Genomic DNA, 14,538 nt, shown 5'->3' on the forward strand with positions numbered 1-14,538 from the left:
AGCGGGAAAGGTCTCAGTACGCGGTGGAGGGAGGAGCGCGGGCCGAGGCGGCCCGGCGCGGGCACTGTGCGGGCGGGCCGTCGTGGTGCGGCCCGGCCCGGGTGACCCGGGTGCCGCCGCGTGGCGTCGCCGGGTTGGGCAGCACGACCGGCCCGCCGGACACGCCGGGACCGCCCGCGCCCGCCTGGACCCGGGGCGGGGTCGCCCCTGGGACCGGGCCGCGTGGCGTGCGCCGGAGGGCACATCCGCGTGTCGGTGAGCCGGGCGCTTGCGGTGTGGTGGCCCGCTGTTTGGTGGCCCGCTGTTTGGAGGGCCGCCGCGCGGTGCGGCGTCTCCCACGCGGACACGGACGCGGACGCGGACGCGGGAACCCCGCCGGCGGTCAGGAAGATCGCGTGCAGCAGGAGCAGCAGCGCGGCGGTCAGCCTGCGTCGCACGAGCCTTCCCTCCCTTCCGCACGGCTCGGCCCTCTCTCACGAGACCCGGTCTTCCGGCCACCGTAGCGAGTTCCGCGCCCGGGTGCCGCATCCCGTGCCGGTGAGAACGGCAGCCGGGGGGGAACGGAGAACGCACCCGGGCGGACGGGAACGGTTTCGGAGAACGGGTACACACAGCGAATGGCGGAAATCGGGCGCGAACCGATCGGGAGAAACGGGCAGCGGGAAACGCAGATGACCGTTTCGCGAAGGTGGGTTATGGTCGGTCTCATGGCGACCTCACGACGTGGCACGTGCGGGTCCACCGCCTTCACGTTGGTGGTGGGCCTGCTGATGCTTGCCCTCGCGCTGGTCGCATCCACGCCCGCCTGGTATGGCGGAGATCCCGCCCAGCGCGCGCCGCAGGCCGCCGCCGAGGTGTGGACGCCGGGGGCGTGGACGCCGCAGTCGGCGACCCTGCCCACGGGCGCCGCCGGTCCCGAGCATCTGCCGTTCCCGTTCCGGCCGCGCACCGCGGCGGCCGCACCGGCGGCTCCCGTCTCCGCATCGTGCACGCCCGGCACCACGAGGACATCGTCCTCAGTCCACAACAGACCGGGCACCGCACCGCCGGCTCGCGCAGCCCACCACAGGCCCTGTGACACGAGCTCGCTCGGGGCGCGCCGGAACCGCGGCACCGTCCCGGTCCTCGTCGTCGCACGCCTGACCCGTCCCCGGCCGCACCGGCCCGGCGCGTCAGGCGACCGGCGACGCGACCCGGTGACCCGGTGCCCGTTTCGCGCACCCGCACCCCGCCGTCCCGCCTCGGCCGCCCGGGCGGGCGGTCGTCGCGTCCCCCGGCTCCGCGGGGTCGCCTTCCGAGCCCTTGACCACCATGCGCGGGTCCGCCCGCGTACTCGTATCGCGCACCGGCACCGGTGCGTCGATGGCGCGCGTGCTCGCGCGCCGACCTCATCCCTCACCTGGAGTGATGCCGCTTATGGCAGAGATCAGGTCGCCGCGCCTCCTCATGGAGGAGTGCCGGCGGTACACCGCGCAGCTGTCCGAGCTGCGCATGCTGCTCGAGGAGCGGCTCCACGCCGCCCGGGCCGAGCTGGCCTGGTCCCGTCCGTCCGCCGTGCGCGTACGGCAGGCGCGTCTCGACGTCGCCGCGATCGAGGCGGCACTGGAGCGGATGGATCGGGGCCTCTACGGCACCTGCACCCGATGCGAGGCGTTCCTGCCGCTCGACCGGCTCCGGCTCGCGCCCCACGTGCAGCAGTGCGCCTCCTGCGCCGGCGAGACCCGGTTGACGGCATGACGGTCATGACCGGCATGACCGGTGTCAACGGGAGGAGGGGCGGGGGAGCGGCCCTGGCCCTCGACCTCGGCACCGCGCGGACCCGGCTGCTGCTGTCCGGCAGCACGGCGATCAAGGAACGGCCCTCGGCGTGCGGCGGTCCGGGGACGGCCCGCCAGTGGCCCGTGCGGCACGGCATGGTCGCCGACATGCCGGCCTGCGCCCGGCTGGTCCGCACGGCGCTGGGCGACGCCGTGACCGAGCGGCACCAGTCCCTCGATCTCGTCCTGCTCGGCGTGCCCGTCGCGGCCTCCCGGCTGGACCGGCGGGCGGCGTACGCGGCGGTCAGCAGCGCCGCCCGCTGCCGGGTGAGGATCGTCGAGGAGCCGCTGGCCGCAGCGGTCGGCTGCGGCGTGGACATCGCCGACCCGAGGCCCCGGCTCCTGCTCGACGCGGGGGCGGGGATCGCCGAGGCCGTCGTCATCCGGGCCGCGAAATCGCCGACGCGGGCGCCGTACAGGTCGCCGCGGGCGACCCTGCCGAGGGCACCGGCTGCCGCCGTACGCGCGGGAACGGGTCGTGGCGATGGTCGCCGACCTGATCGCGCGCGTTCCCGCCGCGCTGCGGGCCACCGCCCGGCAGCAGGGCCTGCTGATCACGGGCGGCGGCGCCCGCGACCCCGAGCTGGCCCGCAAGCTCTGCGCGGAGCTGCGGATCACCGTCAGCCCCGCGGCCGATCCCGCCAACGCGACCGTCAGAGGGCTGGCCTGCCTGCTGTCCACGGTCGAGCACCGCACCTCCGGCACCTCCGGCACCTCTGCCATCGGACGAAAGGACGTCGACGATGACCACCAGTGACGAGTTCACCGCGATCAGCGAGCCGCAGACACAGGCGATGCGCGCCGACCTGGAGGAGCAGCTCCAGTGGCGTGAGGTGCAGCTGCGCGACCTGCGGGCCGCCGTCGACGGCGCAACGACGACACCGCCAGGCTCGCCCTGCTCGCCGACGTCGCCGCCACCGAGCGGGCGGTCGCCGAGCTGCGCAAGGCGCTGGAGCGGATCGAGGAGGGCAGCTACGGCCGGTGCGCCGACTGCACCGCGGTCATCCCGTTCGGCCGGCTGAAGATCCGGCCCATGGCCCGTTACTGCATCGCCTGCCAGCGGCGCCACGAGGCCCGCTGACGCCGGCGCGCCCGCTCCGCCACCGCCCACCGGTGCGGAGCGGGCGCGCCCGCGCGCTTCAGGAGGCGTCGAGGTCGGGCGCCCACGCCACGCCGTTGATGTGCGCGCCGCCGTCCACGGACAGCGTGTTGCCGGTCAGGTAGCGGGCGTCCTCGCCGGCCAGGAACAGCACGACCGGAGCGATGTCCAGCTCGGGATCGCCCATCCGGCCCATCGGGTTCGACCGGCCGGCCGCCGCATCGAGCTCGGGGTTCTCGGCCATCCTGCGGGCGAAGGCCGCGCTCTTCGCGCCCGGGCAGACCGCGTTCACCACCACGCCGGTCGGCGCCCACTCCCGGGCCGCCGTACGGGTGAGCGTGCGCAGCGCCTCCTTGGCCGAGTTGTACTCCAGCGTGCCCATGTGGGCGTTGACGCCGTTCAGGGAGCACATGTTGACGACCCGGCCCCAGCCCTGCCGCTTCATGTGCGGGAACGCGGCACGCATCGCCCAGAACGGGCCGTAGTAGCCCATGGCGAAGCCGCGGTCGAGCTGCTCGTCGGTCTTGTTCTCCACCCGGCTCATCGGGCCCACGCTGCCCCAGGCATTGTTGACCAGGATGTCGATCCGCCTCCACGCCTCGGCGGCGGCCTCGACCATCGCCTCGACCTGGGCCCGGTCGGTGACGTCGGTGCGGACGAACCTGGCGTCGGCGCCGAACTCGGCGGCCAGTTCCCGGGCGGTCCGCGTGCCGGTCTCCTCGTCGATCTCCGCCACCAGCACCTTCGCGCCCTCGGCGGCGAAGCGGCGGGCCACGCCCCTGCCGATCCCCGTCGCCCGCGCCCGTGATGATGGCCGTCCGCCCGGCCAGCCGCCCCGTCGCCCACTGTGCCCGCCCTTCCTCGCCGGAAACGCGGAGAGGTTAGCCGCCCCCGCCGCCGCGAGCCGGGCCGCTTCCGATCAGTGGGACGGGCCGGTCAGCTCGTCAGGCCGAGGTCGGAGGCGGGGTCGAAGCCCCGTACGGCAGCGGGCCCGCCGGGGACTCTCACTCAGCGGGAGGACGGGGGCGGCCGGGCGCGGGGTCTGTCACGGTGGGGATCGACGCTCGGCCCCCCGACCGGCAGATTGGATTGAGCACAAGTGACGCAGATCCGAGGACTCGGCTACCTCAAGGTCCAGACGCGTGACATCGGGCGCTGGCGCGAACTCCTCATCGACGGGCTCGGCTTCGGCCGAGGGGTCCGGCCGGACCCGGACGGCCTGTACCTGCGCATGGACGAGCGCCGCGCACGCCTCGTCGTGCTGCCCGGCGACACCGACCGGGTGCTCGCGGTCGGCTGGGAGGTGCGCGACCAGTTCGCGCTCGCCGCCGTCGGCCGGGCCGTCGAAGCGTCCGGCACGCCGGTGAAGGTGCTGTCGGAGGAGGAGTCTGCCGAGCGCGACGCCGAGGCGGTCATCGCGTTCACCGACCCCGCGGGCGTTCCCGTCGAGGTCTTCTTCGGCCCCGTGCTCGACCACAGCCCGGTCGTGACCGGCCTGGGCCAGCGCTTCGTGACCGGCGCGCAGGGGATGGGCCACGTCGTGGTGCCCACCACCGCGATGGACGAGACCGTCTCCTTCTACACCGAGGTGCTCGGCTTCCTGCCCCGGGGGGCCATCAAGATGGGCGGCGGGAAGCCGCCGTACCGCCGGGTGCGCTTCATGGGCGTCAACCAGCGCCACCACAGCCTCGCGGTCTGTCCCGCCGGGTACGCGGGCGACCCCGGCCTGGTGCACCTGATGGTCGAGGTGGACAGCCTGGACGCCGTGGGCATCGCGCTCGACCGGGTGCGCAGGTCGGGCTTCTCCATCTCCTCCACCCTCGGCCGGCACACCAACGACAAGATGGTCTCCTTCTACGTCCGCGCCCCCGGCGGCTGGGACATCGAGTACGGCACCGAGGGCATGCTCGTCGACGAGACGTACTACACGGCCGAGGAGATCACCGCCGACAGCTACTGGGGCCACGACTGGTCGGGCTCCGAGCCGCTGGCCACCTTCGTGCCGAAGAAGTGAGTGAGCCGCCGATGACTCCCCGGCCGTCGGTCGAGCCCGTTCCCGCGGCCTCCGTCGCCGCGTTCGACCACGAGTGCGACGTGCTCGTCGTCGGTTTCGGCTGCGCCGGCGCGGCCGCCGCGTACGAGGCCGCCGCGGCGGGCGCGGACGTGCTGGTGCTGGAGCGCGCGGGCGGGCCGGGCGGCTCGTCCGCGATGTCCGGCGGCGAGCTGTACCTCGGCGGCGGCACCGCGATCCAGCGGGCCTGCGGCTTCGAGGACGACCCGGGCACCATGTTCGCCTACCTCACGGCGGCGCTCGGCCCGCACGCCGACGAGGAGAAGCTGCGGCTGTACTGCGAGGGCAGCGTCGAGCACTTCGAGTGGTTCCGGGCCAGGGGCGTGCCCTTCAACGAGTCGTTCTTCGACGCGCCGAGCTGGATGCCCCCGACGACCGACGGCCTGATGTGGCTCGGGGAGAACGCCTGGCCGTACAACACCGTCGCGCGGCCGGTGCCGCGCGGCCACCGCCCGGCCGTCGAGAGCTGGGGCGGCCGGCTGCTGATGGACAGGCTGGTGGAGGCGGCGCGGGCGGCCGGAGCCGCCTGCCACGCCGACACCCGCGCCACCAACCTGGTGGTCGACGGCGACGGCCGGGTCACCGGGGTCGTGGCCCGCCGGTACGGCGAGGAGGTGACCTACCGCGCCCGCAGGGGAGTGGTGCTGACCACCGGCGGGTTCGTCGACAACGAGGAGATGCTCGCCGACCACGCTCCGGTGCTGCTCGGGCACGGCAAGGTCAGCGACGGCCTGGACGACGGCGGCGGCATCCGCATGGCCACCGCGCTCGGCGCGGCCACCCGCCGCATGGGCGAGGTCGAGATCGCGATGACCGCGCTGCCCGCGATGCTGGTGCGCGGCATGCTCGTGAACGGGCTCGGCCGGCGCTTCATAAACGAGGACGTCTATCCCGGCCTGTTCAGCGTCGCCGCCGTACGGCACCAGCCCGGGCCGTACTGGGCGATCATCGACGAGGAGGGCTACGAGGACATCCCCGCGCGGGACCTGTGGGGCGTGCGCCCGGTCTTCGTGGCCGAGACCCTCGCCGAGCTGGAGGAGTCGCTCGGCATGCCGCAGGGCGCGCTGGAGGACACCGTCGCGGTGTACAACCGGCACGCCGAGCGCGGCGAGGACCCCTACTTCCACAAGGACCCCAAGTGGTTGCGCCCGCTGAAGGGGCCGTTCGCCGCCGCCGATCCGCGGCTGGGATTCGGCATGGGCGACCGCGACAGCGCGGGCAAGGGGACCGGCGCCGCCGGCTTCACGCTCGGCGGCCTGCGCACGACCGTGGACGGCGAGGTGCTGAACCAGTCCGGGCGGCCGATCCCCGGCCTGTACGCCGCGGGACGCGCCTCCTCCGGCATCCACGGCGAGGGATATGTCAGCGGCACCTCTCTCGGCGACGGCACCTTCTTCGGCCGCCGCGCCGGCCGCGCGGTCGCCAAGGAGGCGTGATGAACCGGTTCGACGGCAAGAACGTGCTGCTCACCGGGGCGGCGTCGGGCATCGGGCGGGCCACCGCCGTACGGCTGCTGGCCGAGGGCGCCACGGTTTTCGCGGTGGACCGGGACGAGGAGGGGCTCGCGGAGACCGGGAAGCTGGCGGGGACGGACCGGTTCATCCCCCACCGGGCGGACCTGGCGGAGGAGACGGCGGTGGTGTCGGCCGCCACCGCGGCCGTCGCCCGCCTCGGCCGGGTGGACGTGCTGGCCAACGTCGCCGGAGTGCTGCGGGTCACCCCGTTGGAGTCGGTGGGGCTCGACGACTACCGGACCATCTTCGCGGTCAACGTGTTCGCCCCTGTCACGCTCTGCCGGGAGGTGCTGCCGCACATCCCGGACGGCACCGGGGTCATCGTGAACGTCACCTCGACGGCGGCGACGAAGGCGCACCCGTGGATGACCGGCTACGCCGCGTCCAAGGGGGCGCTGCTGTCGTTCTCGATCAGCCTCGCCGCCGAGCTCGCGTCGCGGCGGATCCGCGTCGTCCCGGTCTCGCCCGGCGGGGTCGCCACGCCGCTGACCGCCAACCGGGAGACGTTCGCCGGCGTCGACACGTCGTGGTACGCGCGCACCTATCCCCTCTGGGGCAGGCCCGGCCGCCCCGAGGACATCGCCGGGACCATCGCGTACGCGGCCTCGGCCGACGGCGCCTACCTCAACGGCGTCGAGGTCCGCGTGGACGGCGGCTCGCACAGCTGACCGCCGTCCCGGCCCCGGTCACGCCGGTCATGTCCGGTCGTACCAGGTGACGGTGGCCGGCGCCGCGGGCTGGGCCCCGGTGAGTTGGGAACGGTACAGCCGGGCGTAGGCGCCTTCCGCCGCCAGCAGCTCGTCGTGCGTGCCCTGCTCGACGATCCGCCCCTCGTCCATCACGAGGATCAGGTCGGCGTTCCGAATGGTCGACAGCCGGTGCGCGATGACGAAACCGGTGCGCCCGGCCCGCAGCGAGGTCATGGCCCGCTGCACCAGCACCTCGGTGCGGGTGTCGAGGGCGCTGGTGGCCTCGTCGAGCACCAGGATCGGGGGATCGGCCAGGAACGCGCGGGCGATGGTGACGAGCTGGCGCTCGCCCGCGCTCAGCCCCTCGCCGTCGTCGTCGACCACCGTGTCGTACCCGTCGGGCAGCGTGCGCACGAGGTGGTCGACGCCGGTCGCCCTGGCCACCTCGACGATCCGTTCGCGCGGCACGTCGCCGGCGCCGTACGCGATGTTGTCGGCGATCGTGCCGTGCCGCAGCCAGGTGTCCTGGAGCACCATGCCGATCCTGGCGCGCAGCTCCTGCCGGGGCACCCGGGAGATGTCCACCCCGTCCACCGTGATCCGCCCGCCCGTGACGTCGTAGAAGCGCATGAGCAGGTTGATCAGCGTGGTCTTGCCCGCGCCGGTCGGGCCGACGATCGCGACGGTCTGCCCCGGCTCCGCGACCAGGGACAGGTCCTCGATCAGGGGACGATCCGGCGCGTACCGGAACGAGACGTTCTCGAACGTCACCCGCCCGGTGGTCGTGGCCGGAAGGTGGACGGGATCGGCGACGGGCTCCTCCTCGTCCTCGTCGAGCAGCTCGAAGATCCGCCCGGCCGAGGCGAGCACCGACTGCAGGAGGGTGGACATCGACGTGACCTGGTTCACCGGCTGCCCGAACTGCAGGCAGTACTGGATGAACGCCTGCACGTCGCCGACCGACAGCGCGCCGGCCGCCACCCGCAGGCCGCCGATGACCGCGACGAGCACGTAGTTGAGGTTCATGACGAGCGACATCGACGGGCCGATCAGGCTGGACAGCAGTTGCGCCCGGAACCCCGCGCGGAACACCGCGTCGTTGCGCTCGCCGAACTCCCGTACGGCCTGGCGCCGCCGGCCGAAGACCCTGACCAGGGCGTGCCCGGTGTAGGTCTCCTCGATGTGGGCGTTGAGCCGGCCCGTGGCCGCGAACTGCTCGGCGAACCTCGGCTGGGCCCGCCTGCCGACCGCCCTGGCCGCCACGACGGACAGCGGCACCATGACCACCGAGACCAGGGCGAGCAGCGGCGAGGTCCACACCATCATCACCAGCACGCCGACGAGCGTGAGCAGTGCGGTGACCGCCACGCTGAGCACCTGCTGCAGTGTCTGGCCGACGTTGTCGACGTCGTTGGTGGCGCGGGAGAGCACGTCGCCCCGCTGCCGCCCGTCGAAGTAGGCCAGCGGCAGCCGCGCGAGCTTGGCCTGGGTCCGCTCCCGCAGCCGGAAGACCAGCCGCTGGGCGATGGTCGCGGTCGCCCGCTGCTGGACGAAGGAGAGGAGGAACGCGGCCAGGTAGCAGGCGAGGGCGCCCAGCAGGACCCGGCCGGTCGCGGCGAAGTCCACCCGGTGGTGCCCGGACACGGCCGACAGCACCAGGTCGGTGGCCGCGCCGAGCAACCGGGGGACGGCCACGGTCAGGGCCACGGACCCGGCCGCGCAGGCCAGGGCGGCCACGGCGAGCGGGAGTTCGGGGCGGGCGGTCTCCAGCAGACGCCGGACGGCGCCTCGCTTCCGGGCTGTCATGCGGCCACCTCCTGGCCTGTCTGGGAGAACACGATCTCGCGGTAGGCGGGGCACGAGGCCATCAGCTCCTCGTGGGTGCCGGACCCGGCGACGCGGCCCTCGTCGAGCACCACCACCTGGTCGGCGTGCCGGATCGAGGAGATCCGCTGGGCGACCAGGACGACGGCGACGTCGCGGGTCTCCCGCGCCAGCGCGTCGGCGAGCGCCCGCTCGGTGAGCGGGTCGAGGGCGGAGAACGGGTCGTCGAGCAGCAGCACCCGGGGACGGGCGACCAGGGCCCGCGCCACGGTCAGGCGCTGCCGCTGGCCGCCGGACAGCGACGCGCCCCCCTGGCCGAGCGGCGTCTCCAGGCCCTCCGGCAGCGCCTCCACGAAGTCGCGCGCCTGCGCGATCTCCAGCGCGTGCCACAGCTCGGCGTCGGTCGCCTCGGGCCTGCCGTACCTGAGGTTGCCGGCGATGGTCCCGGAGAACAGGTATGGCCGCTGCGGCACCAGCCCGACGACGCCGGCCGGCTCCTCCGGGGGCAGCGACGCGACGTCCGTGCCGTCGAGGAGCACCCGCCCGCCGGTCGGGTCGAGCAGCCGGGCCACGAGGTTCAGCAGGGTCGTCTTGCCCGAGCCGGTGGAGCCGACGACCGCGACGGTCTCGCCGGGGCGGACGAGGAGGTTCACGCCCCGCAGCACCGGCTCTTCGGCCCCCGGATAGCGCACGTGCGCGTCGTGGACCTCCACCTCACCCTTCCAGATCCGGCCCCGCCAGGCCCGATCGGTGCCGGCCGGCGGCTCCATCGGTTCGGTCCCGGTCTCCAGCACCTCGCGCACCCGGAGGGCGGAGACCCGGGCGCGCGGCGCTGCCAGGACGGTGAAGGTCGCGAGCAGGGCGGACCCCAGGATCACGGCCAGGTAGTTCAGGAACGCCACCAGCGAGCCCACCTGGGTGACGCCGTCGTCGACGAGGTGCCCGCCGAACCAGACGACCGCCACGCCGCAGAGGTTGCCGATCAGCATGCCGGCGGGATACATGACGGCCGTCAGCCGCGCCGCGCGTACGGCGGAGTCCTGTAGGGCCCCGTTGGCCTCGGCGAACCTGGCGCGCTCGCGGTCCTCGGCGGCGAACGCCCGGACGACCCGGACCCCGGCGATCTGCTCGCGCACCAGCCGGTTGACCTTGTCGACGCCGCGCTGCGTCGCCTGCGACAGCGGGGTGAGCCGGTGCAGGATCGCCCACAGGACGGCCGACAGCGCCGGCAGCGCGACCAGCAGCAGCGTGGACAGGCGCAGGTCCTGCCGCAGCGCCATGACCACCCCGCCGAGGAAGATCATGGGCGTGGCGGCCAGGCCGGTCAGCCCCATGAAGACCAGCGTCTGCACCTGCTGCACGTCGCCGACCGTGCGGGTGATCAGGGACGGCACGCCGAAGCGGCCCACCTCCCGCGAGGAGAACTCCTGGACCTTCGCGTAGACGGCGGCGCGCAGCTCGTGACCGAGGGTGGCGGCGGTCCTGGCGGCGAGGACGCCCACCACGGCCAAGCACAGGACCTGTGCCAGCGTCCCGGCCACCATGACACCGCCGAGACGCACGATCAGCCCGGTGTCGCCGCGCAGCACGCCGTCGTCGATGAGCGTGGCGTTGAACGTGGGCAGCAGGAGGGCGGCGAGCGCCTGCGCGATCTGGAGCACGGCGATCAGGGCGACGGCGCCGCGACGGGGACGCAGGCCGGAGCGGAGCAGGGAGCCCATCTCAGCCCCCGTACGGCCGGGCCGCGCGCGCGTCGCGCAGGGCCCGCCCGAACCACACGAGCTCGTCGAGCATGACCTTGGCGGCGCCCTCCGGGCCCGCGGGGTCCTTCGGCCAGTTCCCCTCCGCGTCGAACAGTGTCCAGGGGCTCTGGAAGGCGACGGAGTCGCGGATCGTCACGGCGTGCAGCTCGGCGAAGACCAGCCGGAGCTGTTCGACGGCCCGCAGGCCGCTGGACATGCCGCCGTAGCAGACGAACCCGACGGGCTTGGCCGCCCACTCCCGGTGGTAGCTGTCGATCATCAGTTTGAGCGCGGCGGGGAAGCTGCGGTTGTACTCGGGGGTCACGACGACGAAGGCGTCCGCGGTCTCCACCCGGGGCCGCAGCCCGACGACCTCCTCCGGCCTCTCGCCGCCGAAGTGCCCGCGCAGCCCGTCGGGGAGCCGGGTCTCGGCCAGGTCGATCACGTCGAGCGCGAGGTCGTCGCGCCGTTCCGCCTGGCCGGCGAACCAGTTCGCGACGAGGGGGGCCACCCTCCCGTCCCGGACGCTGCCGATGATCATCGCCACATTGAGCCGGGGTTCTCCGGGCATGGTTCCTCCACGAGGTGTGTACGGCGTACGCAACGAGTACACCGTACGCGCAGATGCGTACGGCGTACAAGTCCGAGTACGATGTACACACCGAACCGGGAGGAGCACGACGATGGCCGGGAAGAAAGCGGACGACGCGGACGACGGCGCCCACGAGTCCATCTGGCAGCGGATGGAGCGCCCCGCCCGGCCTCCCCGCGCGGCGCTGACCCATGCGCAGATCGCCGCGGCGGCCGTGGAGATCGCGGACGCCGAAGGGCTCGACGCGGTCTCCATGCGCCGGCTGGCCGAACGGCTCGGCGTCGCCACCATGGGCCTCTACCGCTACGTGCGCGGCAAGGACGACGTGATCGAGCTGATGGTGGACGCGGTCTATGCCGAGGAGGCGCGGGCCGTGGAGGGCCGTGACTGGCGGGAGGTCCTGCGCGTGTCCGCCCTGCGGCTGCGCGCCCTCATCCTGCGCCATCCCTGGCTGGTGGAGACCACGGCCCAGACCGGGCCGCTGACCCCCAACTTCGTCGCGCGCACCGACCGGCTGCTCGCGTCGCTGGACGGCCTCGGCCTCGACCCCGACACGGCGATGACGGTCATCGGCACGGTCGGCGCGTTCGTCACCGGGGCGACCACCGCCAGGATCAGGATGGCCAGGCTGATGCGCAAGGAGGGCGCGGAGAAGATGGACGACCTGCGCACCCTCTACTCGTCGCGGATGAGGTGGCTGCTGGAGTCGGGCCGCTATCCGGCGTTCGAGCGCTACATCCGCGGCGGCGTCAGGAAGGACGACGACGACTGGCAGTTCGAGCTGGGGCTGGACAGCGTCCTCGACGGCATCGCCGCCCGGCTGAAGGTATGAAGACGACAGGCGGCCACCCGGGAGGGGTGACCGCCTGTCGCGCCGGCGAGCGTCGAGCGTTCAGGAGCTGGGCGGGGGGATCATTCGCTTCGTCGCCTCGTGGGCCCTGCGGACCATCTCGGCCCGGGGGAAGCCGCTCCGCTTGCGGGCCGTCTCCTCGTTGCCGCCCGCGATCCAGACCGGGCCGTCGGCGAGGTGCTCCAGGCCCTCGCGCGCCACGTCGTCGGGCTCGGCCACGTTGAGCCCGGGCAGGTCCATCCGCAGCCCGGCCCGCTCCATCGCTGGAGTGCGGGTGACGCCGAGGACGAGTTCGAGCACGTGCACGCCGTGCTCGCCCAGCTCCAGCCACAGTCCCTCGGCGAAGACGCGGCTGAACGCCTTGACCGCCGAGTAGACGCTGATCTGCGCCTGGCCCATGTATCCGGCGAGCGAGCCGACCAGGATGATGCCGCCGCGGCGGCGCTCCCGCATGAGCGCGCCGAAGTGATGGGTGAGCGCGAGCTGGGCGGTGATGTTGAGGTCGACGACCCCGCGCACCCGGTCGAGGTCGCCGGTCACGAACTCGTGGCCGTAGCTGTTGGCGCCCGCGTTGAAGATCAGCAGGCCCACCTCGACGTCGTCGGTCACCGAGCGGACGGCCTTGATCGCGCCCGGGTCGGTCAGGTCGAGCTCCAGCGTGCGCACCTCGACGCCCTTGGCCCTGACCTGCTCGGCCGTATCGGCCAGCGGCCCGGGCTTGCGGGCGATGAGCACGAGGTCGAACCCGGCGTCGGCGAGCCGATGGGCGAACGACGCGCCCACTCCCTCGGATCCGCCCGCGACGACGGCCCAGGGGCCGTACACGTCCTTGTCGATCACGATTCCTCCGGTACGGCGATCTCGCCGTCGAGCGCGGCCTGGACGATGGAGTCCCGCAGCGCCGCGCAGCCGGGGAAGACTCCGGGCCCGGCGGCGCGGCGCTCCTGGCAGGTGCCGGCCGCGTCGGCGTTCCACTGGACGCTGGTCTGGTGCCAGCTCGCCTTGCGTACCTCCACCCCGGCGCCGCACCGCCTGCAGGTCAGCGGCTGCATGGGCGCGTCGAGCAGCCGGTTGTCGGGGCGGATCGTCATGCGGGCCGGCCCGTGCTCGCCGAAAGCTCCGCGGCCTTGCGGGCGAGGTTCTCCTCGACCTCCTTCCTCCACGCCTCGACCGGGCGGGCGGTGTCGAGCTCGAACTCGAAGCGCTCCACCATCTCCGGCCTGACGTCGGCGACGTCCACGTAGAACTGCTCGTACCAGCGGCGCAGCTGGTAGACCGGCCCGTCCTCCTCGCACAGCAGCGGGTTGTCGATCCGTGCCTTGTTCTTCCAGATCTGCACGTCCTGGTCGAAGCCCTTGAGGATGAAGGAGCTCATCTTCCTGGCCATCTCGTCGGCCGCGGGCCCGGAGAGCTTGTCGGTGCGCTGCACGATGATCCCCGAGTGCAGCACGAACGAGTGCGCGTCGATCGGGTAGTGCGCATTGATCAGGACCGAGTTGATGTCCATGGTGTCGTAGTGGTACGTCAGATCGTCGATCATGAAGGACGGCCCGTGGTACGACGCCACCGAGTCGTTGCCGAGCAGCCTCGGCTCGCCGTCCTTCGCGGGCGGGCGGGTGTCCTGGCGGCCGGTGCCCTTCATGATCTGCGTGGCGACGTGGCCCTCGAAGATGTTCTTGAAGTACGTCGGGAACGAGTAGTGGACGTAGAAGAAGTGCGCCATGTCGACGACGTTGTCCACGACCTCGCGGCAGTTGGTGTTCACGATGGTCTCGGTCCAGACCCAGTCGGTCCAGTCGTCCCGCGTCGCGCCCTCGATCCGGGGGATCGTGACCTCGGGCGGCGGCGGGTTGCCCTCCGGGTCGTTCCACACGAACAACAGGCCGTCCTGGTCCATCGTGGTCCAGGCCGCGGTGCGGGCGCGCAGCGGGACGCGGCGCGAGTAGGGGATCTTCTTGCAGCGGCCGTCGCCGCCCCAGCGCCAGTCGTGGAACGGGCAGGCGATCTCGTCGCCCTTGATCGTGCCCTGCGACAGGTCCCCGCCCATGTGCCGGCAGTAGGCGTCGAGCACGTTGATCCTGCCGTCGCCGCTCTGGAAGACCACGAGCTTCTGGCCGAAGGCGTTGACCGTGTGCGGCTTGCCGTCCTTGAACTTCTCCGACAGGCCCAGGCAGTGCCAGCCCCGGGCGAACCGGGTGGGCACCGCCTCCGCCTCGATTCTGCGGATGTCGTCGTTCCCGGCTTCTACTGCAGTCACCTTGATCCGACCCTTCAGGACGCACGTTCTCTCAGTCCGCCAACGTAGGAGCTGTGGCGGCCCGCCGGACGGTGAGTCCCATT

At 73.1% G+C, this 14,538-nt stretch carries 16 protein-coding genes and 1 pseudogene; 9 read left to right on the forward strand and 8 right to left on the reverse strand.

Translation table 11 applies throughout. The features are described from left to right. Positions 1–13: 13 nt before the first annotated feature. The gene (locus B1L11_RS47100; protein WP_179155308.1) at positions 14–163 is read right to left on the reverse strand and encodes a hypothetical protein; all 150 of its coding nucleotides are present in this window, start codon (positions 161–163) and stop codon (positions 14–16) included. Between the two features lie 1,253 nt (positions 164–1,416). On the opposite strand from B1L11_RS47100, the gene B1L11_RS51825 reads away from it, so the two are divergent. The 5 genes and pseudogenes from B1L11_RS51825 (at position 1,417) to B1L11_RS51835 (ending at position 2,898) form a co-directional block, all read left to right on the forward strand. Further along, complete coding sequence (locus tag B1L11_RS51825; protein ID WP_256862853.1) at positions 1,417–1,737, forward strand: TraR/DksA C4-type zinc finger protein; 321 nt, start codon at positions 1,417–1,419, stop codon at positions 1,735–1,737. 14 nt (positions 1,738–1,751) lie between these two features. Next, positions 1,752–2,192: pseudogene (locus B1L11_RS55100) on the forward strand (rod shape-determining protein); the annotation flags it as partial. Positions 2,193–2,301: 109 nt separating this feature from the next. After that, complete coding sequence (locus B1L11_RS45575) at positions 2,302–2,574, forward strand: rod shape-determining protein (protein ID WP_256862859.1); 273 nt, start codon at positions 2,302–2,304, stop codon at positions 2,572–2,574. Then, positions 2,561–2,839: a hypothetical protein gene (locus B1L11_RS51830; protein ID WP_256862854.1), complete on the forward strand. Its 279-nt coding sequence runs from the start codon at positions 2,561–2,563 to the stop codon at positions 2,837–2,839. The genes B1L11_RS45575 and B1L11_RS51830 overlap by 14 nt, the downstream gene beginning before the upstream one ends. After that, positions 2,821–2,898: a TraR/DksA C4-type zinc finger protein gene (locus tag B1L11_RS51835; RefSeq protein WP_256862860.1), complete on the forward strand. Its 78-nt coding sequence runs from the start codon at positions 2,821–2,823 to the stop codon at positions 2,896–2,898. Before B1L11_RS51830 ends, B1L11_RS51835 begins: the two co-directional genes overlap by 19 nt. 58 nt (positions 2,899–2,956) lie before the next feature. On the opposite strand, the gene B1L11_RS24830 is transcribed toward B1L11_RS51835, so the two are convergent. Continuing rightward, entirely contained in the window at positions 2,957–3,703 is a 747-nt protein-coding gene (locus tag B1L11_RS24830; RefSeq protein ID WP_256862861.1) for an SDR family NAD(P)-dependent oxidoreductase, read from the reverse strand. Positions 3,704–4,015: 312 nt separating this feature from the next. Here B1L11_RS24830 and B1L11_RS24835 point away from each other — a divergent pair, with 312 nt between their 5' ends. From B1L11_RS24835 to B1L11_RS24845, 3 genes are read left to right on the forward strand one after another with little or no spacing between them, the layout of a single operon-like run. Continuing rightward, positions 4,016–4,930 carry a VOC family protein gene (locus B1L11_RS24835; RefSeq protein WP_079316713.1) on the forward strand — a complete coding sequence of 305 codons (915 nt, stop codon included), beginning with the start codon at positions 4,016–4,018 and terminating at the stop codon, positions 4,928–4,930. A gap of 11 nt (positions 4,931–4,941) precedes the next feature. Continuing rightward, the gene (locus B1L11_RS24840; RefSeq protein ID WP_079316714.1) at positions 4,942–6,423 is read left to right on the forward strand and encodes an FAD-dependent oxidoreductase; all 1,482 of its coding nucleotides are present in this window, start codon (positions 4,942–4,944) and stop codon (positions 6,421–6,423) included. Continuing rightward, positions 6,423–7,169, forward strand: coding sequence for an SDR family NAD(P)-dependent oxidoreductase (locus B1L11_RS24845; protein WP_079316715.1), 747 nt, complete (start codon positions 6,423–6,425; stop codon positions 7,167–7,169). Before B1L11_RS24840 ends, B1L11_RS24845 begins: the two co-directional genes overlap by 1 nt. Positions 7,170–7,196: 27 nt before the next feature. Here the strand turns inward: B1L11_RS24845 and B1L11_RS24850 are convergent, their stop codons facing one another. Genes B1L11_RS24850 through B1L11_RS24860 form a run of 3 tightly spaced genes read right to left on the reverse strand, consistent with a single transcriptional unit; the run spans position 7,197 to position 11,327 of the window. Further along, on the reverse strand, positions 7,197–8,996 hold the full coding sequence (locus tag B1L11_RS24850) for an ABC transporter ATP-binding protein (RefSeq protein ID WP_079316716.1): 1,800 nt from the start codon (positions 8,994–8,996) through the stop codon (positions 7,197–7,199). Continuing rightward, the gene (locus tag B1L11_RS24855) at positions 8,993–10,735 is read right to left on the reverse strand and encodes an ABC transporter ATP-binding protein (protein WP_079316717.1); all 1,743 of its coding nucleotides are present in this window, start codon (positions 10,733–10,735) and stop codon (positions 8,993–8,995) included. The genes B1L11_RS24850 and B1L11_RS24855 overlap by 4 nt, the downstream gene beginning before the upstream one ends. A gap of 1 nt (position 10,736) precedes the next feature. Next, entirely contained in the window at positions 10,737–11,327 is a 591-nt protein-coding gene (locus tag B1L11_RS24860) for an NADPH-dependent FMN reductase (protein WP_079316718.1), read from the reverse strand. 112 nt (positions 11,328–11,439) lie between these two features. Between B1L11_RS24860 and B1L11_RS24865 the strand changes: the two genes are divergently transcribed. Beyond that, positions 11,440–12,180 carry a TetR/AcrR family transcriptional regulator gene (locus B1L11_RS24865; protein ID WP_079316719.1) on the forward strand — a complete coding sequence of 247 codons (741 nt, stop codon included), beginning with the start codon at positions 11,440–11,442 and terminating at the stop codon, positions 12,178–12,180. Positions 12,181–12,240: 60 nt separating this feature from the next. Here B1L11_RS24865 and B1L11_RS24870 read toward each other — a convergent pair whose 3' ends face one another. Genes B1L11_RS24870 through B1L11_RS24880 form a run of 3 tightly spaced genes read right to left on the reverse strand, consistent with a single transcriptional unit; the run spans position 12,241 to position 14,455 of the window. Further along, positions 12,241–13,038, reverse strand: a complete 798-nt coding sequence (locus B1L11_RS24870) for an SDR family oxidoreductase (RefSeq protein ID WP_079316720.1) — start codon at positions 13,036–13,038, stop codon at positions 12,241–12,243. Further along, positions 13,035–13,289: a ferredoxin gene (locus B1L11_RS24875; protein WP_079316721.1), complete on the reverse strand. Its 255-nt coding sequence runs from the start codon at positions 13,287–13,289 to the stop codon at positions 13,035–13,037. The genes B1L11_RS24870 and B1L11_RS24875 overlap by 4 nt, the downstream gene beginning before the upstream one ends. Continuing rightward, positions 13,286–14,455, reverse strand: a complete 1,170-nt coding sequence (locus B1L11_RS24880; RefSeq protein WP_079316722.1) for a Rieske 2Fe-2S domain-containing protein — start codon at positions 14,453–14,455, stop codon at positions 13,286–13,288. Before B1L11_RS24880 ends, B1L11_RS24875 begins: the two co-directional genes overlap by 4 nt. Between the last annotated feature and the right edge of the window lie 83 nt (positions 14,456–14,538).

Source organism: Microbispora sp. GKU 823, assembly GCF_002027145.1.
Lineage (GTDB): Bacteria > Actinomycetota > Actinomycetes > Streptosporangiales > Streptosporangiaceae > Microbispora > Microbispora siamensis.